A 26534-nucleotide genomic window follows, 5' to 3' on the forward strand; every position below is an offset into this window, starting at 1 on the left:
TTTAAATTTTATGTTCAAAAAAAAATCCCGATTCTACATCGGGATTCTAATTTATAAATTTGACTTATTTATTTACATAGCGATCCCGAACTTCCTTTAAAATAAAAGAAGAAAAAATAAAATCGGTTCCAAGTAAATAAATTGTTCATTTCTGTTTTAATTATATTGCTAAAGTAGCTAAAACAATTACTATACAAAATAAATTTCAGTTTTTTTCATCAATCCACAGGTATTATCATTAATTATTTATTTTTTACCTGTAATTCCTATTAAATTTCAAATAAACTAACCTTTATTATAAGAATTTTCTAAGTTTTAAAACACTAACAAACGTTAGTAATTATATTACTCCCAGCTCTTTACCTACTTTGGTAAATGCTTTAACGGCTTTTTCTAGATGTTCTCTATCATGTCCAGCTGATAATTGAACTCTAATACGTGCTTTTTCCTTAGGAACAACAGGATAGAAAAATCCAATCACATAGATTCCTTCATCAAGTAATTTTGCTGCAAATTCCTGAGCTAATGTTGCTTCGTATAACATTACTGGTACTATTGGGTGATCCCCAGGAACAATATCAAATCCTGCGGCTGTCATTTCTGATCTAAAATACTTAGTATTTTCTTCTAGTTTATCTCTTAAGGCCGTAGAGGAACTTAATAGATCTAATACTTTTATAGATGCTCCAACAATAGAAGGTGCCACGGTATTAGAAAATAGGTAAGGTCTAGATCGTTGACGTAACATGTCTACAATTTCTTTTCTGGCTGCTGTAAAACCTCCTGACGCTCCTCCAAGAGCTTTACCATAGGTTCCTGTAATGATGTCGATACGTCCCATTACATTTCGATATTCATGGGTTCCACGTCCAGTTTTTCCAAGAAAACCAGTAGAATGACATTCATCAATCATTACCATAGCATGATACGCATCTGCTAAGTCGCATATTTTATCTAACTGTGCGATGGTTCCATCCATCGAAAATGAACCATCTGTAACAATTAATATTCTTCTAGATCCTTCTGCAGCTTTTAATTGCTTTTCGAGATCGACCATATTATTATGTTCGTATCTAAATCGCTTTGCTTTACACAAACGAATTCCATCTATAATAGAAGCATGATTTAGAGAGTCTGAAATAATTGCATCTTCTGCTGTAAGGATTGGTTCAAAGACTCCTCCGTTTGCATCGAATGCTGCTGCATATAAAATACAGTCTTCCATTCCTAAAAACTCTGCAGTTTTACGCTCCAATTCTTTATGTATATCTTGAGTTCCACAGATAAAACGAACAGAAGATAATCCATAACCGTGAGAATCTATAGCATCTTTACCAGCTTGGATAACATCTGGATGTGAAGAAAGTCCAAGATAGTTATTCGCGCAAAAATTTAAAACATCTTTGGTATTCGTTGTATCGATCTCGGCACCTTGTGGTGTGGTAATTATTCTTTCTGACTTATATAAACCAGCTGATTTGATATCATCTAATTCTTTCTGTAAGTCATCTTTTATATTTGAAAACATGTATATATTGTTATTGTATTATGTTTATTATTTTGATTTTTTAACAACAGTAATTTCTAAAACATTAGTATTTCTTTATTTCTTGAACCTTGTTTGTACTTCTGTTGTAATTTTTGGATCATAATCTCAGTAATACTCTTAAGATTATAATTAGCTTGCCATCCCCAATCTTTTCTTGCAGCTGTATCTTCTATAGATTTTGGCCATCTTGCTGCAATTTCTTGTCTAAAATCTGGTTCATAGGTAACCTTAAAATCAGGATATAATTTACGAATTTCGGCGGTAATTTCTTCTGGAGAAAAACTCACTCCCGCAATATTATAAGAAGTTCTAACGGTAATATTTTCTTTTGGAGCATCCATTAATTCTAAAGTAGCTCTTATTGCATCCTCCATAAATATCATAGGAAGGGTTGCATCTTCTTTTAAAAAACAACTAAAGTCTTCTTCTTTTACCGCTTTATGATAAATATCAACCGCATAATCAGTCGTTCCTCCTCCAGGCAATGATTGGTATCCTATGACTCCAGGATATCTAATCGATCTAACATCTAATCCATATTTAAGAAAGTAATACTGAGCCCAATTTTCTCCTGAAGCCTTGCTCATTCCATATACAGTGGCCGGATTAAGATATGAGTCGTTTGGAGTATTTATTAGTGGCGCGCCTTCTCCAAAAACAGCAATAGAACTCGGGAAAAACACTTTTTCTATTTGATTCTTTCTGGATACTTCAAGAACATTAAAAAGTGTTTTCATATTTATATCCCAGGTAGCTAATGGATTTTCTTCTCCTTTGGCCGATAAAATTGCAGCCAAATGATATATCTGAGTAATCTTATATCGTTCTACTACCTCTTGGATTCTTTGTTGATTCGTAGCATCTATTACTTCGAAAATTCCTTTATAAGAATCCCTTTGCTCAAGATCAGAAGCAATTACATTTTCTATGGTATATTTTTTCTGAAGCTCTTTGGTTAACACAGAACCAAGCTGACCATTTGCACCAATTACTAAAACTTTTGTATCCATTTTCCTCTTAATTTTTTTAACACTTTACAGTGTTATTTACTTACTAAAATAATAATAACAATGTTTATATTTGATATTTTAAAAAAATTAAGTAATTTTTACTGACATATCACCTTTTAAACATATTATTTGCTTTTAACAATAAGATAACGATAGATTTAAAGTAATTTTTAATCAACATTTATGGATCAATTAGACCAAATAGATTTAACCATTCTTAGAATTCTTCAGAAAGACTCTAAAAAGACAGCTAAAGAAATAGCCTCTATTCTAAATTTAACTCCTTCTCCTGTTTATGAACGAGTACGTAGGTTGGAAAAACAAGGATTTATAAAAAAATATGTAGCGATTTTGGATAAAAAATTAATTGACAGATCAATTACCACTATTTGTCAAGTATCTATGCGCTATCACAATGAGGCATTTATTGAAAAGTTTGAAGAACAAATTCAGAATCTAGATGAAGTACAAGAGTGTTATCATATGGCTGGACAGGTTGATTTTGTATTAAAAATCCATACCAAAAGTCTTGAAGAGTATCATGATTTTGTAAAGTCGAAACTCTCTAAAATAGAGAATATTGGTGTTCTAAACAGTACGTTTGTTCTTAAGGAAATTAAACATTCTTCAGAATTTTATATTTAATCAAATTGATTAGACAAGTACTCTTTAAGCCAAAATGCTGTTTTTTTCATTTTTCGGTTGAGTGTAGTTTTATCCATACCTACAATTCCAAATTTAGGAATATAACCTTCTGCCCATTCAAAATTATCTACAAGTGTCCATAACAAAATTCCTTTCAAATTAATCTTCTTGGCTATAACGTTTTCCATTCCAATGATAATTTTCTTGTAATAAGCTATCCTTTTAGAATCATCTTCTTCATCTGACAAAGCTATTCCGCACTCTGATAACCATAAGGGTTTTTCTGAATCGTATTTGGAAAACCGTTCTAAAAAAAATTCTGCTCCTTCTGGATGAGTTTCCCATCCCATTACTGAAACAGGCACTTTTCTTTTTTTTGGACTTACCAAAACACAGCCTAAATAAGGAATATACCATGCACTTTTCACTACTTCTCTAGCATATGTTTGAATACCCCAGAAATCAAAATCCACTTTCATGATTTCCATATCTCCTTCTTGTATGAATTTTTCAATATTAGTTACAAGTGGTAATTCATTTTTAGGGTATCCTAATCCAAGATAAGGTTCTATGCATAAACGATTCATTAATGCATCTATTCTAAGTGCGGCTTTTTGATCTCTTTTTTGATCTGTATAAGCTTCAATTTTAGTACAACTTACCGCAGTCCCTACAAGCAAATTATCATCTGTTTTTAAAATATGAAATCCTTTCGCCTGTGCTAATAAAATATGATGAATACTCGCGCTGAAATTTTTAATTCCTCGTTTTCCTGGAGCGTGTATTCCTAGGAAATATCCAGCTCCAATACATACTATAGCTTCATTTACAAGAATCCAATTTTTTACACGATCCGAGAAATGATCCTTGAGAACACGAACATAATTTTCATAATCTGCGATTACCGCCCTATTTCGCCATCCACCTTTGTCTTGTAATTTTTGAGGTAGATCCCAATGGTATGCAGTGATCCAAGGCTCTATTCCGACCTTAAGGCAATAATCTATTACCTTATTATAAAATTCGATTCCTTTCTCGTTAATAGCTCCAGTTCCATCAGGAATTATTCTTGACCAAGAGATAGAAAAGCGAAATATCTTTAACCCGATATCGACACATACATCAATATCCTCCTCAAAACGTTCGTAAAAATTAGTAGCAATCTGATTATTGGATTTATCCTTTATTTTTCTGGAATTCTTGGTAAATGTATCCCAGATAGAAGCACCCCTTCCATCTTTATCAAAAGCTCCTTCTGTTTGAGCTGCAGCAGTAGTGACTCCCCAAATAATATGATTCTTAGAGCCCATTAATGGAATAAAATACTATGTAAGAAAAAATGGTAAATGGTTAGTGTTTAAATAAACCTCGCTTGAAAAAAGGAAAGAATACAGCAAAAAATACTTGCTGAACATTACATACTATTTTGTCAAATAATCTAAGTACAAACCTTATTATTTTGCTAGCTATCATATTGAATACCTTTTAATTATAAATTTAACAAAATGTAACTCAGGTAAGTTTATCAAAACATTATCAAAAGGTTATGATCTGATTTTTTATTTTTTTATTTGATTTACATACAATAAATAAGGTTTTATGTACTTTTGAATATAAAGGGAAGTTATGTCTATTTCAGTTTCAAAAATTTCTAAAGTATATAATGAGCAAAATGCTTTGAAAGAAATTTCATTTGAGGTAAAACAAGGAGAAATTGTTGGCTTTTTAGGTCCGAATGGTGCTGGAAAATCCACAATGATGAAAATTCTGACTACTTATTTAGATGCTAGCTCTGGAAAAGCACAAGTAAATGGATTTGATATACATTCAGAATCTATGGATGTACAAAGGAATGTAGGCTATCTTCCAGAACACAATCCTTTGTATTTAGACATGTATGTTAGAGAGTATTTGGCTTTTAATGCTCAGGTTTATAAAGTAACTACATCTCGAATTGAAGAAGTAATACAACAAACTGGTTTACTACCAGAATCCAATAAAAAAATTAGTCAATTATCTAAAGGATATCGCCAACGTGTAGGATTGGCTTGTGCATTACTTCATGATCCCAAAGTATTAATTCTTGATGAACCAACCACTGGACTTGATCCAAATCAGTTGGTAGAAATCAGAGAACTTATCAAAACGGTAGGCAAAGAAAAAACAGTTTTTCTTTCTACACATATTATGCAGGAAGTAGAAGCCATGTGTGATCGTGTTATTATCATCAACAAAGGTGAAATAGTAGCTGATAAAGACTTAAATGAAATGATGGATCAAACTGATCAGATCATTGAAGTTGAATTTGATTACAGAGTAGAGGAAGCCTTTTTATCCAAATTTGATTATATCAAACAGGTTAAAAATGTCCATGGCTTTGTATACTTACTCACATTTGATACTACAATCGATATGAGGCCAGCAGTTTTTGATTTTGCTCATGATAATCAACTAAAAATCCTGCAGCTTTCGAGAAAAAATAAAAACCTAGAGAGTTTATTTAGAGAGCTAACGAATTAGACCTTACTATTTTTTATCCAGTCGCATTTTCAAAATCATAAAGCACTTCTTTTAGTTTTGCTACTGATATTGGTTTTACAATATACTCACTAACACTTTCGTAAGATTTAGCACGCAATACATCCTCTGGATCTACAGAAGATGAAACTACATAAATAAGAATCTTTTTATTACAAGGAATCTTTATAAACTCTTCTAAAAATTGCCAACCATCTAAAATTGGCATATTTAAATCTAACAATATGATATCCGGTAATTGTTCTTTGGCAGAAATGATTGCTTTTAGATTATCTAAAGCTTCTTGACCGTTTTTAAAGACCAAGATTCCTTCGCAAAAGTCGATGAGTTGCATCACCTTCTTAATTCCAAAAACAAAAATTGGATCATCATCTATAACACAGGCAATATCTATTTTACTCATATCTCATATAAATTTTAAAGGTTGTTCCTCTATCCACTTCGCTACTAACTTCTATTTTACCACCAATAGCTTCTACTTGGTTCTTTGTTATAAATAATCCAATTCCTCGGGCATTTTTAATTTCGGTATGAAAGGTTTTATACATTCCGAATAATTTAGATCGATGTTTTCTTAGGTCTATACCTAATCCATTATCTTCAATTGATAACACCATATATTTATCTTCTTTTACAACACTTAATGTAAGGTAACTTTCTCGCTCTAATGATCTATACTTAATACCATTAGTTATAAAGTTAAGTAATATACTATCTAAGTAAGCTGGTACTGCCATCACTCTTATATTATCATTTACCTGGTTATTTATGGCTACTTCGGATTCTATTGCGATTGCAGAAACGCCTCTTATTACTTCATCTATCGCTTCTTTGAGATCAATTGGAACCAAACTTTTATCTAAGGAAGTATTAATCAATACGACCTCATTTAGATGCGCAATAGTATCTGAAAGATTTAAAGAAGCAGTTTTAAATAGCCTAATAATTTCATTATCTCTAATCTCTGGATTTTCCTGTAAGAATAAATCCAATAACATCTCAAAATTTCCGGAATGAGACTTCAGATTATGTGAAACGATATGTGCAAAGTTTTTCAATCTTCGATTTTGATCTTCTGCTACTCTTAACAAAGATTTTAGCTCTTCTTCTTTTTTAATTCTGGTAATATCTGAAACGTGTATGATAATACCTCCTATTTCATTTTCATCAGAGTACCAAGGTCGCAATTCCCAAGATAACCAGACAAAATCTCCCTTTTTTCTATGTATTTTTTCCTCATAATTTTTAATTACCGTACCCTTTAAACATTTAGCAATATTCATTTTCCTGATCTTGCTAACCTTTGAAAAGATAGTGTAATAAGATTTTCCTATAATATCCTCTCCTTCTATATCATAAATCTGAAACCATTTTTGCGATGCGGCCAAATAGTTCATTTTTTTATCAAACATCGCTATGGCACTTGGAGCTTGCTCTATAAAAAGTCTATTTCTTTCGAAGTCTTGCTTTTTCTTTGTAATATCTTGGTGGGATCCGAAAACCCACTCTGGTTTTCCTTTTTCATGCCAGCTAACTACTTTACCCTTAGTCAATATCCAAACATACCCCCCATTTTTGTGTTTCATCCTTACTTCACATTCGTATATAGGAGTATTTCCTTTGAAATATTCTTCCAGATATGTATTTGACTTTTGAATATCATCAGGGTGCGTATATTTAACCCAAGTATCTATAGAAATCGGTCCAATTTCATCTAAGGTATAACCAATAATTTCTGCCCATCTTTCATTAAAAATAGTTTCTCCAGTTTCGGGATTCCACTGCCAAGTACCAAGATCCGTCCCATCGATAATATGCTCAAATATGGCCGATTGTATCCTTAGTTCTTCTTCTTTTTTCTTTATCTCCGTAATATCAGTATGAGCACCAAGCATCCATTCTGGGTTACCTTCTTCATCCCAACTTACTACTTTCCCTCTGTCTAAAACCCAAATCCATTCTCCATTTTTGTGTTTCATTTTAAATTCACACTCATAAAATGGAGTTCTTTTTTCAAAATGTTCTTTTAAAAGTTCATTCGATCGATCTTGATCTTCTTTAGTAGAGTGTGCTAACCAGGTTCCTAAAGAGATTGGTTTCAGCTCTTCTAAAGTATACCCTATCATCTCTGCCCAGCGTTCATTTAGGATAGTTTCACTAGTTTTAACATTCCATTTCCACGTTCCTAATCCAGTTCCATCAATAATGTGTTCAAAAAAAGCGGACTGTAACCTTAGCTCTTCTTCTTTTTCTTTGATATTAGTAATATCGGTATGAGCACCAAGCATTTTAATAGGTTTCCCTTGATCATCTCTGAGCATTACACCTCTACAACGCACCCATACGGTATGTCCTAGTTTATGTTTAAATCTAACTATTTGATCATAGGGAACTGAGGGATCCTCTGCGTGCGCAGTAAAATTGGCATATATATTTTTTAAATCTTCTTTAAATACGATTTCTTGCCAAGCATCTGTTTTATGGGGTTTGGTCGCCGGATCATATCCAAAAAGAGTCCAATATCTTGGATTCATCCATACATTATCAGGATCCAATAGATCCCAAAACCATATCCCATCTAAGGCTGCTTCTTGTATAAAATCAAAAATATAACTATCAGTTTTGATTAAGCCATATAGTTCTTCCTTTAGATAGTGATCTCTATTCGAATCTTGCGCTATATCCTTTACTCTCGTCAATTTCATGGTCATGTTCATTTTTATTTTTATAAGCGAATGAGGGAATTGTGCAAACGTTGAATATCACTTAAAGTTACTGAATATTCCCTAAATAATTCGCTAATTTTTGCAACATATTTCTTAAAAAAGTCCATTTTTTAAGAAAAAATACAATCTGAATTTAGAATTGCTTTCCTTTCTTAAGATAAATCTCAAATGTAGTTCCCTGATCTACTTTACTTTTAACCTTAATTTTTCCACCAAGTGCTTCAACCTGATTTTTTGTGATAAATAGTCCAATACCTCTCGCATCTTCATTGTTATGAAAAGTTTTATACATTCCAAATAACTTAGAACCATACTTTTTTAGATCTATTCCTAATCCGTTATCTTCTATAAGCATGACGATAAAATCATCTTGAATCCTAGCTTCTATATTGATATAACTATCACGACTTTTAGATCTGTATCGAATCCCATTAGTTATAAAATTTAAAATAATACTATCTAAGTAAGCAGGAATAGCTTGTACCCATAACTCCTCGGATATATTATTATTAATAGTAACTTCAGCGTCCTTTGAGATTACCGATATTGTTTTCACTACTTCATCTACGGATTTTTTAAGATTACTGGAGGTCAAATTTTCGCCAATAGAATTATTAATTTGTACTACCTCGTTTAAATGTTTTATGGTATCTGATAGTCGAGTAGAAGCCGTTTTAAATAGTTGTATCGCCTCAGATTTTTCAGCTTCGGGATTTTCTTTGGTATAAATATCAAGTAACATCTCGAAGTTACCTGATTGAGATTTTAAATTATGAGATACGATGTAAGCAAAATTTCTTAACCTTTCATTTTGTTCTTCCGTTAGTTCTAAAATGGATTTGAGTTCGTCTTCAACCTTTTTTATATCGCTAATATCTGTAGCGACTCCTAAGTAACCTATCGTTTTATCCCTTTCTTTGATTGCAGTGACTGTAAGCTGCACAGGAAATCTTGTTCCATCTTTCCGAATATATGTCCACTCCTTTGTGTAATGCTTTTTTTTATTTGTTAATTCAATAAAAACATCAAAACCTTTTACTTCTTTATGTAACTCATGCGACAATTTCCGTCCAACCAATTCTACTTCTTCCTGATCATGAATAATGACTGGACTTTGCTTATATAACATTTCCTCGCGATCATATCCTAAAAGATTTTCAGCTCCTTTATTAAATGTCGTTATGATTCCTGAAACATCGGTCCCTATTATTCCAACTCTACTACTCGATTCCAAAATACCTTTTAACTTAGCTAAAGTATCTTCTAATCTCCTTTGATTATATACACTCTGAGTGGTATCGGTTATTTGAGAAATAAAATATAATGGTGTTTCTTTTTTATCTCTTACTAAAGAAACCGAAAGCAATCCGTGTACTTCTCTACCATTCTTATGAAAATATCTCTTTTCTAGATGGTAAAAGGATATTTCACCATTTAGAAGCTTATTCAATAATCCTAAGTCTTTATTTAAATCTTCTGGATGGGTAATATCTTGGAATGTCATGTTAGTTAATTCTTCCCTTCGATATCCTATCATATTGCAAACAGCATCATTTACTTCTATCCATCGTCCATCTAGACCAATAATAGCCATTCCTGTCGCCGCACTTTCAAAATTCCCTCTAAAAGCTTGTTCACTTATTTTTAATTTCTCTTCAGCTAATTTTCTATCCGTAACATCGTGCATGGCAACCACAGCTCCTCTAACCTCGCCATTAACACCAATCAATTGGGAACCGTTGGTTACAACATGTCTTTGTTTGCTAGATGTCGATGTAATCACTATTTCATCATCCATCACCTGATTTCCTCTTAATGCTTTTATAAGAGGAATCTCTTCTTCTTTTAAGGGTGTAATCCCATCAGGTTTTCGTAGACCATAATATTCTGATAAGTCCGAAGGAGAAATTGGTTTGGCTTGCAATCCATGCCATTTTTTAGCCGTTTTATTAAATAAGGTTAACAAACCTTTATCATCACAGGACACAACACCTACATCGATACTATCTAAAATTGCTTCTAAAAAAACTTTTCGTTCTTCGCTAAGCTCTTCCGCTTTTTTTAATTTGGATATATCTGAGGTATGTTTTAACAAACCTCCTATCTGTCCTTGTTTATTGTACCATGGGCGTAATTCCCAAGAAATCCATTGATTACAACCTTCATTTCTCTCTAAACAATCTTCGTCTTTTCTAAGCGTTTCCCCATTTAAGCATTTATTATAAATACTTTCCCATTTTTCTTTCATATCCGGAAAAACTTCATATTGAGATTTTCCTATAATATCTTGTCCAACTATATTATAATCTTCAAACCACCTGCTAGATGCTGCAAGATATCTCATATTGGTGTCAAACATGGCTATTGCGCTTGGTGCTTGACTTACAAATAATCTATTCTTTTCTAAAGCTTTTTTGTTCTCAGTGATATCGACTTGGGTTCCTACTAATAATTCAGGATTACCTTCTTCATCCCAACTCACTATTTTTCCTTTTATCAATGCCCAAATCCAATCTCCATTCTTATGTTTCAATCGTGTTTCGCACTCATAGTAGGGTATCAACTTTTCATAATGTTGTTGCAATACCTTTGTCGATTTTATATGATCAGAAGGATGCATCAAATCTACCCAGGTATTTAAAGAAACTGGTTGTAATTCGGAGAGGGAATATCCCATGGTATTAGCCCATCTCTCATCAAAAACCACCTTTCCCGTTCGCAAATTCCATTCCCAAGAACCTGAATTGGTACTCTCAATAGTATCTTTATACTTTTCAACTTGCTGCTGTAATTCGTATTCTGTATTTACTAATTTAGTAACATCTGCATATACCCCAATCATCCATAAAGGTTCACCATTGATATCCGAAATAGTAATACCTCTGCATCTCAACCAAACTATATGTCCTAACTTATGAGTAAACCTAACCACTAGATCATATTGTTTATTTGGCTGATCGAGATGCTCATCCAAACTTTTCAATATCTTTTCTAAATCTTCCTGAATTATTATTTTTTTCCAAAAAGATTTTTCTTTTGGAATTTCGGTGGCAGTATATCCAAGAATACTCCAAAATTTTTCATCCATCCATTTTTGGTCAGGATCTTTTAAATCCCAAAACCAAACACCATCTAGTATAGTATCTTGAATGAAATCAAAAACTTTTTCGTCTTTCTTTACAATTTCGTAAAGTTCTCTTTGTAAATAATTCTCTCGTAAATGAACGTAATTTCTAAAAGTAGTTTCCTCGCTATAGGCCATACAATTTTGTTAAGATTCAACTGTTTGCTCTGCGGGGTAATTAAATTTACGCAATATTATCAATTTTATAAACCAGTAAAACCATTTATTTTGTATTACAAAACCGTAACACAGTTATGATAAAAAAACGCAATAAAAATAAACGTAAATATATGATTTACAATTTCTTGAAAAGAAAATAAAGATACATAAAAAAGAAAAAAACAAAGTGAAAATCACAAAATTTAACAAAAATTATTGAAAAAAATTAAAGGGAAAAATCCCTTTTGTATGTAAATTTCAATTAAATATTAGTCTTCCTGTAAAAAACTCTTGCACATCTACCACTGGAGGCTGATTTATGGAAATGACATCTCCAGTACTTCTAATTTCACCTGTTATCGACTCTTGAGGGTTTACGATAATTTTGTTTGTTCCTCTATGCCTTAACCTAACATTTGTAGCAACCAAATCCTCTCCCTCAAATCTTCCGGTACCAGATGCAAAATTAACATTCAAATTATTCGTACTGCCAGATAAAAAAAATGAAGTAATATTATTCCCTACAATAATTAAGCTTTGATTTTCAATTATAATTGTAAATGTGCCGGTTACACTCCCTTCATTATCTTCCACAAAGTCTTCAGATAGTAATCTTAGTTGAGGATAGGTAAGTGTTCCATCTGAAGAAATATCAAATTGGGAAGCACTTCTAATTTCAGTAATATTAGGAGCTGTTACAAAAATTTTAGTTTGATTAAAATCTCTTACAAAATTACAATCATTAGTATTACTTAACACTAATCGATCACCTTCGACAATAGCAGAAACCTCATTTAATAAATTATCGCCAGTTTCTATTACTATAGAGGTCTGTTCTCCTTGTTTCAAAACCATTTCTACATTCTGATTTACTAAAATTCTAGAAAAATCTGGAACCTCAACTTCTTGTCGTACTAAATCTCCTGTCCTTTGAAAACAATCTATAGCGTTCTCGCTATCACAAGAAATAATAAACAGCATCAATATTATTATAAGTATCTTTTTCATAATCTGTAACCAATAGAAAATTCAACTGCCTCAGCTTTTGCCGCATGTGATCTTACAGTAACTGATCCAAATATATTTTTATTAACATAATATCTTAATCCAAAACGGTTATAGACTTGTCCTTCAAAATCATAGGGATAATATACATAATATCCCAATTGTGTTAATATAGAAATATTACTTACTCTTAATTCATGCCCCAACGATAACCCTATCCTTTTTGCATCTTCATCACCTGTGGTTCCATCTTCGAAATCACCCGTAGATCTAAAATCAATAAAACGTTCCAGTGCTTTCGAAAAAAATAACTCCGCTCCAAGCTGCAAACTACTCTTTTTATTCAATCGTTTATCTGCAAAAATTGCAAAGGTATAAAATGGGAACTGACCAGATCCAACAACATCACTTTCGTTGATTCCACTCCTAAATATAAAACCATATCCTAATGGTTCTGAACCTCTTACTTCTCCTTTTTCTTTTTCTATATATTCAGGATATTGTGAATCTAACACGTAATTAAAACCTGCATTAAACACTAGTGTATTTGTACTTTTATTTGGTGCTTTAAAATTTGCATTAGAATAATGAATAACTCCTAATCCCATTTGAAAACCAAGTCCTCCTAAGATGTTTTCTTTTTTTAGATTGAGCATTGCAAATGTAGAACTCATGAAATGTGATCCGTATGCCACATTTCTAAAATTATCATCTTCATCGTATGGACTATTTGTATAGGCTAATCCTTGTCCTAATCTAAACATCAAAAGACGTTTGAAAAAATAAAAGTTATAATGTAAATAGACCCCAAAGTTTTGACCCAAAAACTCATTATCCATATCCTGATATATGAATGAGAGTCCATAATCAGGTGAGTTATATAATCTTTCCCATTCTTTATTACCAAAGGTCTTTCTGTTTACCGAAAGTAGTACTCCTGAAGGATGTCCTGTTATTAAATGAGATATATCTGGATTATGTTTTAGAATAGTTCCGTAAAAGTTGTTTACATCAAAACTAAAATACTTTTTATCCTCTTGTGATTGCACGTAGTGCACCAACAATATCAATACTATACAAATGCGCTTTATCATTGTGGCAAATGTAAGATAGCACTTTTAGGTTTCCAAAATCTTGATAGTTTTAGAATACGCTTTCTGCTATTTTTTTAATATTATCAGATTTTCCCATTGAATAATAATGTAATACAGGCACTCCGTATTCCATTAATTCTTTCGATTGTTGGATTGCGAATTCTATCCCTACTTCACGAACTTGCTTATTAGTCTTACAACTTTCTACAGCACTCACTAACTCATCCGGCATGTCTAGCTTAAAAACTTGAGGTAATAATTGCAGATGTCTTTTTACCGCTACAGGTTTGATACCTGGTATTATTGGGACGTTAATCCCAGCGTCTCTAGCTTTTTCTACAAAGGCGAAATACCTTTTATTATCAAAAAACATTTGGGTTACCACATAATCAGCACCAGCATCAACTTTATCTTTTAATCTTCTTATATCAGCATTCATAGACGGAGCTTCCATGTGCTTTTCTGGATATCCGGCAACACCTATACAAAAGTCAGATTGATTATCACTTTCTATAACTTCATGTAGAAATCGACCATTATTCATATTTACAATCTGCTCTACCAATTCATTTGCATAACAATGACCTCCTTTTGTTGGACTAAAATATTTTTCCTCTTTCATCGCATCTCCACGAAGTGCCATTACATTATCAATACCTAAATAATGACAATCCACCAAAAGATATTCCGTTTCCTCCTTTGTAAACCCTCCACATAGTACGTGTGGAATTGTATCTACATTATACTTATGTGTAATTGATGCACAAATACCAACTGTTCCTGGACGCATCCTTGTTAATTTTTTATCCAAGAGACCTTCGCGATCAATATAGATAAATTCCTCTCTCGATGTAGTTACATCTATGAATGGAGGATTAAATTCCATTAAGGGATCTATATTATCATATAATTCTTGGATACTTTTTCCTTTTTGGGGAGGAATTAATTCAAATGAAAATAATGTTTTTCCTTTAGCCTTTTTTATATGATCGGTAACCTTCATTTAGTTTTAGTTGTTTACTTGGTATTTTTTATTCTACTAGGTTAGGACTTAACCACTTTTTTGCCAGCTCGAAGTCGATATTTTTTCTTGAAGCAAAATCTTTGACTTGATCTTCTTTTATTTTTCCCAAACCAAAATATCTTGCTTCAGGGTTAGCAAAGTAATATCCCGAAACCGAAGCTGCCGGCCACATCGCCAGACCTTCAGTAAGTTCAACTCCTATATTTTCTTTTACCTTTAATAGTTCCCAGATTGTTAGTTTCTCGAGATGATCCGGACAAGCGGGATATCCTGGTGCAGGTCTAATCCCTTTATAAACTTCTTTAATTAACTCATCATTAGACAGTTTTTCTTCTTTAGCATATCCCCAATGTTCTTTTCTTACTTTTTCATGTAGATATTCTGCGAAAGCTTCGGCCAAACGATCTGCTAAAGCTTTAATCATAATTGAATTATAATCATCATGTTCTTTTTCAAAATCCTCTGCCAGCTCTTTGGTCCCAAATCCTGTAGTAACGCAGAAACATCCAATATAATCTTGTCTTTTAGATTCTTTTGGAGCTACAAAGTCGGCTAACGCAAAGTTGGGTTTACCTGCATGCTTTTTTAATTGCTGTCTAAGAGTTCTAAATTCAAAATTTCCAGAATTAGTTTTAACCTCTATATCATCATCATTAATGGTATTCGCTTCGAACAACCCAAATATTGCTTTTGCACTTAGTAATCTTTCATTAAGTACTTTGCCCATTAATTCCTTCGCGTCTGCAAATAAGGAAGTAGCTTGTTCTCCTACAATTTCATCATTTAGAATAGCTGGATATTTCCCATGAAGATCCCAAGACCTAAAAAATGGAGTCCAATCAATATATGGCTCTAGCTTTTTTAAATCAAACTCTTCGATAATCCGAACCCCTAACTCATTTGGTTCTGTAATTTCGGAAGTGTTCCAGTCGATGGTATATTTATTTTTTCTTGCATCTTCAATCGATAGGTACTCCTTCTTTTTTGTTCTTTTTAAGAAGCTCTCTCTAAATTTCTCATAGTCTTCTTTTAATGCACCTACATATTTTTGATTACTTCTTTTATTCAAAAGATCTCCTACCACGGTAACTGCTCTTGATGCGTCATTTACATGTACCACAGCATTTTGATATTGCGGATCTATTTTTACCGCGGTATGTGCCTTAGAAGTAGTTGCTCCTCCAATCAATAATGGAATTTTAAAATTTCTACGTTCCATTTCTTTGGCTAAAAAGACCATTTCATCCAGAGACGGAGTAATTAACCCACTTAATCCAATGATATCAACACTTTCATCAATTGCAGTCTGAATAATTTTCTCCGGCGGTACCATAACTCCTAGATCCACAATCTCATAATTATTACACCCTAATACAACGGACACTATATTCTTACCAATATCATGAACATCTCCTTTTACAGTAGCCATTAATACTTTTCCAGCAGAACCATTTCCTTCGGCTGAACTTGGGTTGTTTTTCTTTTCTTCTTCGATATACGGTAATAAGTAAGCAACTGCTTTTTTCATAACCCTAGCTGATTTAACAACTTGCGGTAAAAACATTTTTCCCGAACCGAATAAGTCTCCAACCACGTTCATTCCAGTCATCAGATTACCTTCAATTACCTCAATAGGTTTATCGGCTGCTTGTCTCGCTTCCTCTACATCCTCTTCTATGTATTGATCAATTCCTTTTACCAATGCTCTGGTTATCCGGTCTTGCAAAGGTTCTTCTCTCCAGGAAAGATCAACTGTTTGTTCTTTTTTAGTTCCTTTTACGGTTTCGGCAAAATCAAGTAAACGTTCAGTTGCATCCTCTCTTCGATCTAAGATCACATCTTCTACATATTCCAATAAATCTTTAGGTATATCATCGTATACTTCAAGCATTGTAGGGTTTACAATCCCCATATTCATTCCTGCCTGAATAGCGTGATATAAAAACACAGAATGCATGGCTTCTCTAACCACGTTGTTTCCTCTAAAGGAAAAAGAAACATTACTAACTCCACCACTGACACTACAATGAGGTAAATTTTCTCTTACCCATCTCGTAGCCTCAATAAAATCTATCGCATTTTTACGATGTTCTTCCATTCCAGTAGCTACTGGAAATATATTTAAATCAAATATGATATCCTCTGGAGGAAAATTAACTTTATTAACTAGGATATCATAGGATCTTTTAGAGATCTCAATACGGCGCTCATAATTATCTGCCTGACCAACCTCATCAAAAGCCATTATAATTACTGCTGCTCCATATCTCTTGATTTTTTTGGCATGTGCTATAAACTCTTTTTCTCCTTCTTTTAGACTGATAGAATTTACTACACATTTCCCTTGCACGACTTGTAATCCTGCTTCTAAAATATCCCATTTAGAGCTATCAATCATGATTGGCACTCTGGCAATATCGGGTTCTGCCATAATAAGATTCAAGAACCTTACCATAGCTTCTTTTCCGTCTATCAAACCATCGTCCATATTGATATCGATCACCTGAGCTCCTCCCTCTACCTGATGTCTGGCAATATCAAGTGCTTCATCAAATTTTTCCTCCTTGATGAGACGAAGAAATTTTCTAGATCCTGCTACATTAGTACGCTCACCAACATTTATAAAGTTCGTATCAGCCGAAACAATCATCGGCTCAAGTCCGGATAACTTTAAGTATTTTCTTTTTTCCTTTACCGCCATAATCTAAATCACTGCTTCTAATGATCTTGGTTGATACTTTTTGGCAATATCTGCAATTGCCTTGATATGCTCTGGAGTAGTTCCACAACATCCTCCAATAATATTTACCAAATTTTTGTCTAAATATTCTTTTATTTGATCTGCCATTTGCTCTGGAGTTTCATCATACTCTCCAAAAGCATTTGGCAATCCTGCATTGGGATGTGCTGACACCCAAAAATCAGCTTTCTGTGATAGCACCTCTAAATGTGGAGTTAACTGATTTGCTCCCAAGGCACAATTAAATCCTATAGACAATAAAGGAATATGCGAAACAGAAATTAAAAATGCCTCCGCTGTCTGACCAGATAGTGTTCTCCCACTTGCATCTGTTATGGTTCCACTTACCATAATTGGCACCTCTATATTTCTTTCGTCTTTTACTTCTTCTATTGCAAAAAGAGCAGCTTTTGCATTCAATGTGTCAAAAACAGTTTCTACCAAAAGTATATCAGATCCTCCATCTAATAATGCTTCCACCTGTAGTTTATATGCTATCCTTAACTCATCGAAAGTGACCGCTCTAAAACCAGGATCATTTACATCTGGTGACATGCTTGCAGTTCTATTGGTAGGCCCAATAGATCCAGCAACAAAACGTGGCTTATTAGGTTCGTTAGCAGTAAATTCATCTGCCACCTCTTTAGCTATCTTGGCAGATTGAAAGTTTAATTCATATACTAATTCTTCCATTTCGTAATCTGCCATCGCAATAGTTGTTCCAGAGAAAGTATTGGTTTCCACAATATCCGCACCAGCTTCAAAATACAAACGGTGTACTTCTTTAATTGCTTCGGGTTGCGTAATACTCAATAAATCATTATTCCCTTGAACTGGAACTTTCCAATCCTTAAACCTTTCGCCTCTAAAATCTTCTTCGGTAAACTTATGACGTTGTAGCATAGTCCCCATTGCTCCATCCAACACAAGGATTCTTTCCTCTAATATTTTTTGTATATCCTTCATTTAAAAATCCAATAATTACATATATAATTTGATCAATAAAAAGATCTCCATATATGAAAAACATTCTGTCTAATACTAAAATAACAGTACTAGAAATAGGTTATCAATCATACAATAATCACTATATCAAGAAAAATAAATGGAAATAGGCTGAGCCATACATCATTGTTATCTATTTCGTATGAAACGAATAGAATGTAGCACCTTCTTTAACAGATAAAGGGTTGCTAAGGTTTCATAGGGTCTATTCCCTCCACCTTTCTTGATAACATAATTAAATTTATGAACTGCGTAGACGTATCTACGTAAAACGTTTACAAATAAAAGACATAGCCATTTATTTTGCAAGTTTAATCTATTTTTTTAGGATTCTGGAGCTAATTCAATCTCCAATCCATCTAATTCTGGAGTGATCGGAATTTGACATCCAAGTCTACTATTATCCTCTACATAAAAAGCTTCTGCTAACATTAAGTCCTCATCCTGTCCCATTTCTGGAAGCTCATGATCTGATAAAATATAACATTGACAAGATGCACACATAGCCATTCCGCCACAAGTACCTTCTACCGGAAGTTCATAAGCTTTACACACCTCCATTAGGTTCATTGCCATATCAGTAGGAGCTTGTACTTCATGAATTTCTCCTTCTCTATCTTTTATCTTTATAGTAACGTCTGACATATTATTGCTTTAAGGGTATAAAAATCCTCGTAAATATACCGAAAATGATCAGTATTACTTACGAGGAAAGAAATTTATAAGTCTTATACGATTGCTTTTACTACCTCTTTTTTGGCTTCTTTTTTAGATCCATCAAATCCTTCTACTCCACCTACTGTAGTATATTTCATCACATATTTTTTATCAGGGAAGATTCTTTGATAGGCACTCTGACACATAATGGCAGCTTCATGGAATCCAGAAAGTATTAACTTAAGCTTTCCCCTGTAGGTATTTACATCACCTATAGCATAGATACCTGGAATATTTGTTTGATAATCATACGAATTATCAACTTTAATAGCATTCTTTTCTATTTCTAATCCCCAATTTGCAATTGGACCTAATTTTGGTGATAATCCGAATAATGGAATAAAGTAATCTGTATCTACATTAATATCTCCTTGTGTCTTGTGTTTGATTCCAACACCTGTAACGTGATCTTCTCCTTTAATTTCTTTTACTTCGGCTTCGGTAATTAAGTTTACTTTACCCAGTTTAGTTAATTCACCTACTCTTTCTACAGAATCTAAAGCACCTCTAAATTCATTCCTTCTGTGTACCAAAGTAACCTCACTTGCCACATCTGCAAGGAAAATAGTCCAATCCAAAGCAGAATCTCCACCTCCGGCGATTACTACTCTTTTGTCTCTATACACCTCAGGATCTCTAATAATGTATGCCACTCCTTTATCTTCGAAATCCGCAATATTAGGAATTGGTGGTTTACGAGGCTCAAAAGAACCCAATCCTCCAGCAATCGCTACTACAGGAGCATTGTGTTTCGTTCCTTTGTTGGTAGTCACCAAAAAGGTATCATCTTCCAATTTCTCAATTGTTTCAGCTCTTTCTCCTAAAGTAAAACCTGGTTCAAAAGGTTTTATCTGCTCCATTAAATTATTTACTAAATCTCCAGCCAAAATTTCTGGAAATCCAGGAATATCATAAATCGGTTTTTTAGGATATATTTCCGAGCATTGACCACCTGGTTGTGGCAACGCATCGATAAGATGTGTTTTTAATTTTAATAATCCTGCTTCAAAAACAGTGAATAAACCTGTTGGTCCTGCTCCGATGATTAGAATATCAGTCTTGATCATGTTCAACTTCTTTTTTTCCTATTAATCCTTTGGTAAATTCATTGAGTGTTTCCACTTTTTCCTCGAAATCACCTTTTATTGTTTTTCTATATTCATTTAAATTTTTGACTAAGTCATCAATATTTTCTGGAATTACTTCTTCAAAAAACTGACGTAGTCTTTTGGCTGTGGTCGGTGACTTTCCGTTGGTCGAAATAGCCACTTTCACATTACCTTTGGTTACAATACCTCCCATATAAAAATCACAGTATGGAGGATTGTCTGCTACATTCACCAATTTACTTCTTTTCCTACAATCTTTATACACTTGTATATTGACTTTTGGAACATCTGTAGTAGCAATTGCTATATGTTTTCCTTTCAGAAAACGTCTGTGATATTTCTTTTTTATCATTTTTACTCCGAACTTTTTTGCCAGAATCACAGTATCTTCTCTATACATTGGAGACACCATTGTTACTTTAGCATCCGGGCTCGATTTTAATAAGAACGTTAGTTTTTCTTCGGCCACATTTCCTCCTCCTACAATTAGAATTTCGAGATTTCTAACCTTTAGAAAAACGGGATATAAATTATTTCTTTCTTTCACACGCTTAAATTTTATTAATTATTTCAATAATAAATTAATTATAAAATTGAGAACCTGTGTAACCACTCTGTTCTCGTATTAAAAATTTAAACATTTTCTTTTTTCAAACAAATATTAAATTTTTCAATACTCGTTTCATCTTTATTGCTATCCTGAACTATCAAGATACGATTTCTTCTTTTATATTCTTACAAATAGAAGCTAATTTAGCTCTTTGTTTCACTACTTCTCCGATTACAATAATGGCAGGTGAAGACAATTTTTGTTCTGAAACTACTTGTTCTATAGTTCCAATCGAACCATATCCAAACCTCTCATTATCAGTTGTTCCGTTCTGGATAACAGCTACAGGAACCTCTTGTTTATTTTCGGCTGCAAAGATACTAACAATTTCGCTTAACTTGCTCATTCCCATTAAAATTACCACAGTCGCATTAGATTTAGCTGCCAGGCAAACGTCCTGTGATAATTTATGAGATTTTGTTGTTCCAGTGATCACCCAAAAACTCTCGGATGAACCTCGTTTTGTCAGTGGAATTCCTTGATATGCTGGTACCGCTAGAGATGATGATATCCCAGGAACCATATTTGTTTCAATTCCAAATTCTTGCACATAATCAATTTCTTCTGCTCCACGTCCAAAAATAAAAGGGTCTCCTCCTTTTAATCGAACGACATGTCCATGACTTTTTGCTCTACTAATAATTAATTCATTAATCTGTTCTTGTTGATAAGCGTAACACCCTTTTCGTTTACCTACAAATATTTTTTCGGCATTCGGAGCATATTCTAAAAGAGATTCATTAATCAATGCATCGTATAATACAACATCTGCTGATGCTAATGCTTTGATAGCTTTTAATGTAATTAAATCTGGATCCCCAGGACCTGCTCCTACAACTGTTAACTTTGGTATCTTGCTACTCATTTTCATCTACTTACATAATTTATTATCCCAAATTCTTATAATGTAAAGATATTATACATTTTCCACTTCAAGTGCTCTAAACGCTTGCACTTTTTGCAAAAATTGCCCTGCATTTTTAATATAATCCACTGCAAAATCCTTACTTGGTGCATTTCTTTGAATCTGATATATCAAATCTGCGAATGTTCCATCTAGATTTATTTTGCCAGTTGACACAAATTCTTCATCAAACTGATTGATAATACCTGCATGTGTATTTGTCTTCTTATTTTCCGCTAACAATAGGGCTTTTGCAGAGTTAACAAGAGAACTATAAGCATGGTAAACTGCGTCTGAGTAGACTTCGTTTTCAAAAGATACTTTTGCATTTTCAATTTTCTCTTCACTTTCCAAGAACAAAGTAGCAATTAAGTCTATGACTACACCTGCACATTCTCCAATTCCAATCGCTTTTACATATTCCTCTTCATTTCCCCAATCGATAAAATCTTCTTGGGTAAGATTATCCACATTTGATAAGTCTGTTAGAAAATCGTAGAAATATTTTTCTCCTTGGTTTGCATAATACTCTACAAATTTTCTTCCATTCGAATTTGCTTCAAAATCATCTAATATTCTACGTAAAGCCTCTGGTCCTCTTCTACTTGGTACTTTAACCACTTTATCTGCAAATCGACCTTTACCATCTCCTAGATTTCCTCCACCCAATAATATTTGAAGCGCTGGCGCTACTAACTTATCTTTTGTTCTAACAGACATCCCTTGGAAACCAATATTTGCCATATTATGCTGTCCACAGGCATTCATACATCCACTGATCTTAATTACAAGATCCTCTTTTTCTAAATATTGAGGGTATTCTGTTTTTATAACTCTTTCTAATTCTTCTGCAATACCGGTACTACTTGCTATTCCCAAATTGCACGTATCAGTTCCTGGACATGCAGTAATATCAATTGCTTTATTATAACCTGCTTCAACAAATCCTAACTTTTCTAATTCTTGATAGAAGAAAGGCACTAAATTTTCTTTTACAAAAGGAATTAAAATATTTTGACGCAGTGATAACCTTAATTCTCCTGCTGCGTATTTTTCTACTAAATCTGCTAATAATCTTGCCTTATCAGTGTAGAAATCTCCTAATAAAACCTTGATTCCAATAGCAACATATCCATCCTGTTTTTGTGTGATCACATTGGTAGATTTCCATAAATCAAAAGCTTTTTGATCTTTAATTTCTACCACAGGTGCTTCAACATCAACTGGAACGGATGCTACATATTTTTCAGCATCTATCTCCACTGTTTTTTGCGCTATAGCTTTTTGCTCTGCCTCTAATAATTCCTTAAAAGCGTCTAAGCCAATATTCTTAACTAAAAACTTCATTCTCGCTTTGGCTCTACTTTTACGCTCACCATGACGATCAAAAATTCTTAACACTCCTTCCATCAAAGGAATTATTTTGTTAGCTGGTAAAAAGCTATATAACTCATCTGCATGTCTTGGTTGTGACCCTAATCCACCTGCTAACATCACTTTAAATCCTCTTATACCATTTTCTATCTTAGCAATAAATCCTAAATCATGCATATATGACAATCCTGTATCTTCTTCTGTTCCAGAAAAAGACACCTTGAATTTACGCCCCATTTCCTGACAAATAGGATTTCTTAAAAAGAAACGAAACAATGCATCTGCATATGGGCAAACATCAAAAGGCTCTCTTGGATCAATCCCTGCAGTTTCAGAAGCTGTAACATTACGCACTGTGTTACCGCAAGCTTCTCTAAGGGTCACATCATCTTTTTCTAGTTCTGCCCAAAGTTCTGGAGTCCTATTCAAATCCACATAGTGTATTTGTATATCTTGTCTAGTCGTAATATGCAATCTACCTCTAGAATACTCATCAGAAACCTCACAAATTCTTCGTAGCTGATTACTTAAAACCTTACCATAAGGTAGTTTAATACGAATCATTTGCACTCCTTCCTGACGCTGCCCATATACACCTCTTGCTAAACGAAGGCTACGAAATTTTTCCTCATCGATTTTCCCTTTATGGAATTGCTCAATTTTATTTGCTAATTCTATAATGTCTTTTTCGACAACTGGGTTTTCTATTTCTGTTCTAAAACTTTGCATTTTTTTTCGTGTTTAAAGCTTAAAAAAAGACGTACCTATGACTTTTGTATTCAATTTTTAATTCTTAAAAATTCTTGTTTCTTTATTTGTAAATGTTGGCCATTTAACTAGTCTATAAAACCAACGCCTGCGGTATTGTTTGTTTGAGAATCTATTAATATAAATGATCCCGAGGCTTTATTCTTACTATAAGAATCAATAGCCAAAGGCTTACTTAATTGTATCTGAACCTTCCCAATTTCATTAAGACTTAATGAATTTTGCTCTGTATCTTCTCCAGAAAAATCTGTAGCAATTGTACCACTAATATTCTTCACTTTTGCTAAAATTCTGCTACTCCCACTCTGAATCAAATAATTAGTTCCTGGATTTAAATTCTTATTATCCATCCAACAAACTGTAGCTGATAATTGCTTTTCTACTTTTGGTTGTTCTGATGATTTTACAATCATATCTCCACGACTAACGTTTACATCATCTTCTAAGGTTAATGTACAAGAACTACCTCTACCTGCTGTATCAAATTGCTGATCAAAAAAGAATATTTCTTTTATTTTAGACGTTGTTAAAGACGGTAAAATAGTAACCTCATCTCCAACCGAAAGATCTCCTCCGTACAACTTACCTGCATATCCTCTAAAATCATGGAATTCATCTTTCTTAGGTCTAATCACTGTTTGTACAGGGAAACGCACCTCTGCTTTTTCAAATACGTCTTGCGCATCTAATTCTTCTAGATGCTCTAACAAAGTTTGACCATCATACCAAGGCGTATTTTCAGATTTAGTAACAACATTATCCCCTTGTAAAGCACTAACAGGAATAAATGTAACATTTTGCTCTTTATAATCACTTTTAGCAATTAGCTTCTCAAAATCAGACTTAACAGCATCATATTTCTCTTTTGAAAAATCAACCAAATCCATTTTATTAATTGCAACGATAACATCTTTAACCCTTAACAGATTATTGATAAAAAAATGTCGGTATGTTTGCTCTATTACTCCTTTTCTAGCGTCTACCAAAATAATAGAAGCTTGGGATGTAGAAGCTCCTGTAACCATATTTCTGGTATATTCTATATGTCCTGGAGTATCCGCTATAATATAACTTTTGGTTTTTGTTGAAAAGTAAATATGAGCAACATCGATTGTAATACCCTGTTCTCTTTCTGCTACTAATCCATCTGTAGCCAATGAAAAATCAAGATAATCAAATCCGTTTGCTTTACTTCTAGTTTCTATAGCCTCTAACTTATCGGTAGTCAATGATTTTGTATCGTATAAAATACGACCTATCAAAGTACTCTTCCCATCATCTACACTTCCTGCTGTTGCTATCTTTAGTACGTCCATTTCTTTTTTGGTTGAAGGTTAATAGTTAATTGTTGATCGTTACATTTTATAATATTGATTAGCAAAAAGACTATCACCTATATTTTTTTAATTCTTTATCACCATTTTATAATTAGCTAGCCACATAGCACTATTAACTAACAACTATAAACTCATTTTAAAAATATCCTTGTTGTTTTCTTTTTTCCATTGCCGCTTCCGATCTTTTATCATCGATACGAGCTCCTCTTTCTGAAATTGTTGACTCTCTTATTTCCGCAACTACTTTGTCGATGGTAATTGCATCAGAAAGCACAGCAGCAGTACATGACATATCACCAACTGTACGAAATCTAACCAATCTTTCTTCTACCAGTTCATCCTCTTCTCTATGCACGATATCATCTTCTGCAGACCATATCATACCATCTCTAACAAACGTTTTACGTTTGTGTGCAAAATAAATCGATGGAATTTCTATCCCTTCCTTCTGGATATAACTCCAAACATCTAATTCGGTCCAGTTACTTATAGGAAATACTCTCACGTTTTGTCCTAAATCTATTTTGCCATTGAGGTGATCGAACAATTCTGGCCTCTGATTTTTCTCATCCCATTGACCAAAATCATCTCTTACAGAAAAAATACGTTCTTTGGCTCTAGCTTTTTCTTCATCACGCCTAGCACCACCGATTGCAGCATCGAACTTAAATTCTTCTAAAGCATCCAAAAGCGTTGTAGTTTGTAAACTATTACGGCTAGCGTATTTTCCTTTTTCTTCGACTACCTTGCCCTGATCAATAGAATCCTGAACATTACGCACAATTAACTCTACTCCTAGCTCTTCTGCTAAGCGATCTCTAAATTCGATAGTTTCTGGAAAATTATGCCCCGTATCAATATGCAATAAAGGAAATGGGATTTTAGCAGGATAAAATGCTTTCTGTGCCAGTCGCACTAATGTAATAGAATCTTTCCCACCCGAAAAAAGTAATACAGGCTTCTCGAACTGAGCAACTACTTCTCTAAAAATATAAATTGCTTCACTTTCCAAAGGATTTACTCCTAGTACTTTTTTATCCAAAACTTGTTCTTTTATATGTTCAATCACTTCCATATAATGTTTTTTAATCTTCTT

Annotated in this window: 20 protein-coding genes and 1 riboswitch; of the genes, 2 read left to right on the top strand and 18 right to left on the bottom strand. The window is 33.4% G+C overall.

Going from position 1 to position 26534, the window contains the following annotated elements; genetic code table 11:
- Positions 1 to 340 precede the first annotated feature (340 nt).
- Both kbl and ACWNT5_RS00920 read right to left on the bottom strand, forming a co-directional pair.
- Positions 341 to 1528: a glycine C-acetyltransferase gene (kbl, locus tag ACWNT5_RS00915; protein WP_456516338.1), complete on the bottom strand. Its 1188-nt coding sequence runs from the start codon at positions 1526 to 1528 to the stop codon at positions 341 to 343.
- Between the two features lie 56 nt (positions 1529 to 1584).
- Positions 1585 to 2559: an NAD-dependent epimerase/dehydratase family protein gene (locus ACWNT5_RS00920; protein ID WP_456516339.1), complete on the bottom strand. Its 975-nt coding sequence runs from the start codon at positions 2557 to 2559 to the stop codon at positions 1585 to 1587.
- A 183-nt stretch (positions 2560 to 2742) separates the two neighbouring features.
- Here ACWNT5_RS00920 and ACWNT5_RS00925 point away from each other — a divergent pair, with 183 nt between their 5' ends.
- Positions 2743 to 3204, top strand: a complete 462-nt coding sequence (locus ACWNT5_RS00925) for an Lrp/AsnC family transcriptional regulator (protein WP_299895380.1) — start codon at positions 2743 to 2745, stop codon at positions 3202 to 3204.
- Here ACWNT5_RS00925 and ACWNT5_RS00930 read toward each other — a convergent pair.
- Positions 3201 to 4514: a glycoside hydrolase family 1 protein gene (locus tag ACWNT5_RS00930; RefSeq protein ID WP_456516340.1), complete on the bottom strand. Its 1314-nt coding sequence runs from the start codon at positions 4512 to 4514 to the stop codon at positions 3201 to 3203. The two genes, ACWNT5_RS00925 and ACWNT5_RS00930, sit on opposite strands and share 4 nt — an antisense overlap.
- A 316-nt stretch (positions 4515 to 4830) precedes the next feature.
- Here ACWNT5_RS00930 and gldA point away from each other — a divergent pair, with 316 nt between their 5' ends.
- Positions 4831 to 5724, top strand: coding sequence for a gliding motility-associated ABC transporter ATP-binding subunit GldA (gene gldA / locus ACWNT5_RS00935; protein WP_456516341.1), 894 nt, complete (start codon positions 4831 to 4833; stop codon positions 5722 to 5724).
- Between the two features lie 13 nt (positions 5725 to 5737).
- Here gldA and ACWNT5_RS00940 read toward each other — a convergent pair whose 3' ends face one another.
- The 15 genes from ACWNT5_RS00940 to cysD all read right to left on the bottom strand — a co-directional run bounded on the left by ACWNT5_RS00940 (position 5738) and on the right by cysD (position 26513).
- Positions 5738 to 6145 (bottom strand): response regulator, encoded by a 408-nt coding sequence (locus ACWNT5_RS00940; RefSeq protein WP_299603113.1) that lies wholly within the window; start codon positions 6143 to 6145, stop codon positions 5738 to 5740.
- Positions 6138 to 8447 carry a PAS domain-containing protein gene (locus tag ACWNT5_RS00945; protein WP_456516342.1) on the bottom strand — a complete coding sequence of 770 codons (2310 nt, stop codon included), beginning with the start codon at positions 8445 to 8447 and terminating at the stop codon, positions 6138 to 6140. Before ACWNT5_RS00945 ends, ACWNT5_RS00940 begins: the two co-directional genes overlap by 8 nt.
- Positions 8448 to 8601: 154 nt before the next feature.
- Entirely contained in the window at positions 8602 to 11730 is a 3129-nt protein-coding gene (locus ACWNT5_RS00950) for a PAS domain S-box protein (protein ID WP_456516343.1), read from the bottom strand.
- A 279-nt stretch (positions 11731 to 12009) separates the two neighbouring features.
- Positions 12010 to 12759 (bottom strand): head GIN domain-containing protein, encoded by a 750-nt coding sequence (locus tag ACWNT5_RS00955; RefSeq protein ID WP_299603122.1) that lies wholly within the window; start codon positions 12757 to 12759, stop codon positions 12010 to 12012.
- Positions 12756 to 13850: an acyloxyacyl hydrolase gene (locus ACWNT5_RS00960; protein WP_456516344.1), complete on the bottom strand. Its 1095-nt coding sequence runs from the start codon at positions 13848 to 13850 to the stop codon at positions 12756 to 12758. Before ACWNT5_RS00960 ends, ACWNT5_RS00955 begins: the two co-directional genes overlap by 4 nt.
- A 49-nt stretch (positions 13851 to 13899) precedes the next feature.
- Positions 13900 to 14853, bottom strand: coding sequence for a methylenetetrahydrofolate reductase [NAD(P)H] (metF, locus tag ACWNT5_RS00965; protein ID WP_456516345.1), 954 nt, complete (start codon positions 14851 to 14853; stop codon positions 13900 to 13902).
- 28 nt (positions 14854 to 14881) lie between these two features.
- Positions 14882 to 17575 (bottom strand): methionine synthase, encoded by a 2694-nt coding sequence (gene metH / locus ACWNT5_RS00970; protein ID WP_456516346.1) that lies wholly within the window; start codon positions 17573 to 17575, stop codon positions 14882 to 14884.
- Between the two features lie 3 nt (positions 17576 to 17578).
- Complete coding sequence (locus ACWNT5_RS00975; protein ID WP_299603129.1) at positions 17579 to 18580, bottom strand: homocysteine S-methyltransferase family protein; 1002 nt, start codon at positions 18578 to 18580, stop codon at positions 17579 to 17581.
- 165 nt (positions 18581 to 18745) lie between these two features.
- A riboswitch (SAM riboswitch) is annotated at positions 18746 to 18852 on the bottom strand.
- Positions 18853 to 18943: 91 nt separating this feature from the next.
- Entirely contained in the window at positions 18944 to 19264 is a 321-nt protein-coding gene (locus tag ACWNT5_RS00980) for a 2Fe-2S iron-sulfur cluster-binding protein (RefSeq protein ID WP_219006710.1), read from the bottom strand.
- An 83-nt stretch (positions 19265 to 19347) separates the two neighbouring features.
- On the bottom strand, positions 19348 to 20403 hold the full coding sequence (locus ACWNT5_RS00985; protein WP_299603136.1) for an NAD(P)/FAD-dependent oxidoreductase: 1056 nt from the start codon (positions 20401 to 20403) through the stop codon (positions 19348 to 19350).
- Entirely contained in the window at positions 20390 to 20992 is a 603-nt protein-coding gene (locus tag ACWNT5_RS00990) for a precorrin-2 dehydrogenase/sirohydrochlorin ferrochelatase family protein (protein ID WP_456516347.1), read from the bottom strand. Before ACWNT5_RS00990 ends, ACWNT5_RS00985 begins: the two co-directional genes overlap by 14 nt.
- A gap of 160 nt (positions 20993 to 21152) precedes the next feature.
- The gene (cobA, locus tag ACWNT5_RS00995; protein WP_456516348.1) at positions 21153 to 21920 is read right to left on the bottom strand and encodes a uroporphyrinogen-III C-methyltransferase; all 768 of its coding nucleotides are present in this window, start codon (positions 21918 to 21920) and stop codon (positions 21153 to 21155) included.
- A 51-nt stretch (positions 21921 to 21971) separates the two neighbouring features.
- The gene (locus ACWNT5_RS01000; RefSeq protein WP_456516349.1) at positions 21972 to 24062 is read right to left on the bottom strand and encodes a HEPN domain-containing protein; all 2091 of its coding nucleotides are present in this window, start codon (positions 24060 to 24062) and stop codon (positions 21972 to 21974) included.
- Between the two features lie 107 nt (positions 24063 to 24169).
- The gene (locus tag ACWNT5_RS01005) at positions 24170 to 25417 is read right to left on the bottom strand and encodes a sulfate adenylyltransferase subunit 1 (RefSeq protein WP_456516350.1); all 1248 of its coding nucleotides are present in this window, start codon (positions 25415 to 25417) and stop codon (positions 24170 to 24172) included.
- 157 nt (positions 25418 to 25574) lie between these two features.
- The gene (gene cysD, locus ACWNT5_RS01010) at positions 25575 to 26513 is read right to left on the bottom strand and encodes a sulfate adenylyltransferase subunit CysD (RefSeq protein ID WP_456516351.1); all 939 of its coding nucleotides are present in this window, start codon (positions 26511 to 26513) and stop codon (positions 25575 to 25577) included.
- Positions 26514 to 26534 lie beyond the last annotated feature (21 nt).

It is taken from the genome of Aquimarina sp. 433 (genome assembly GCF_054054605.1).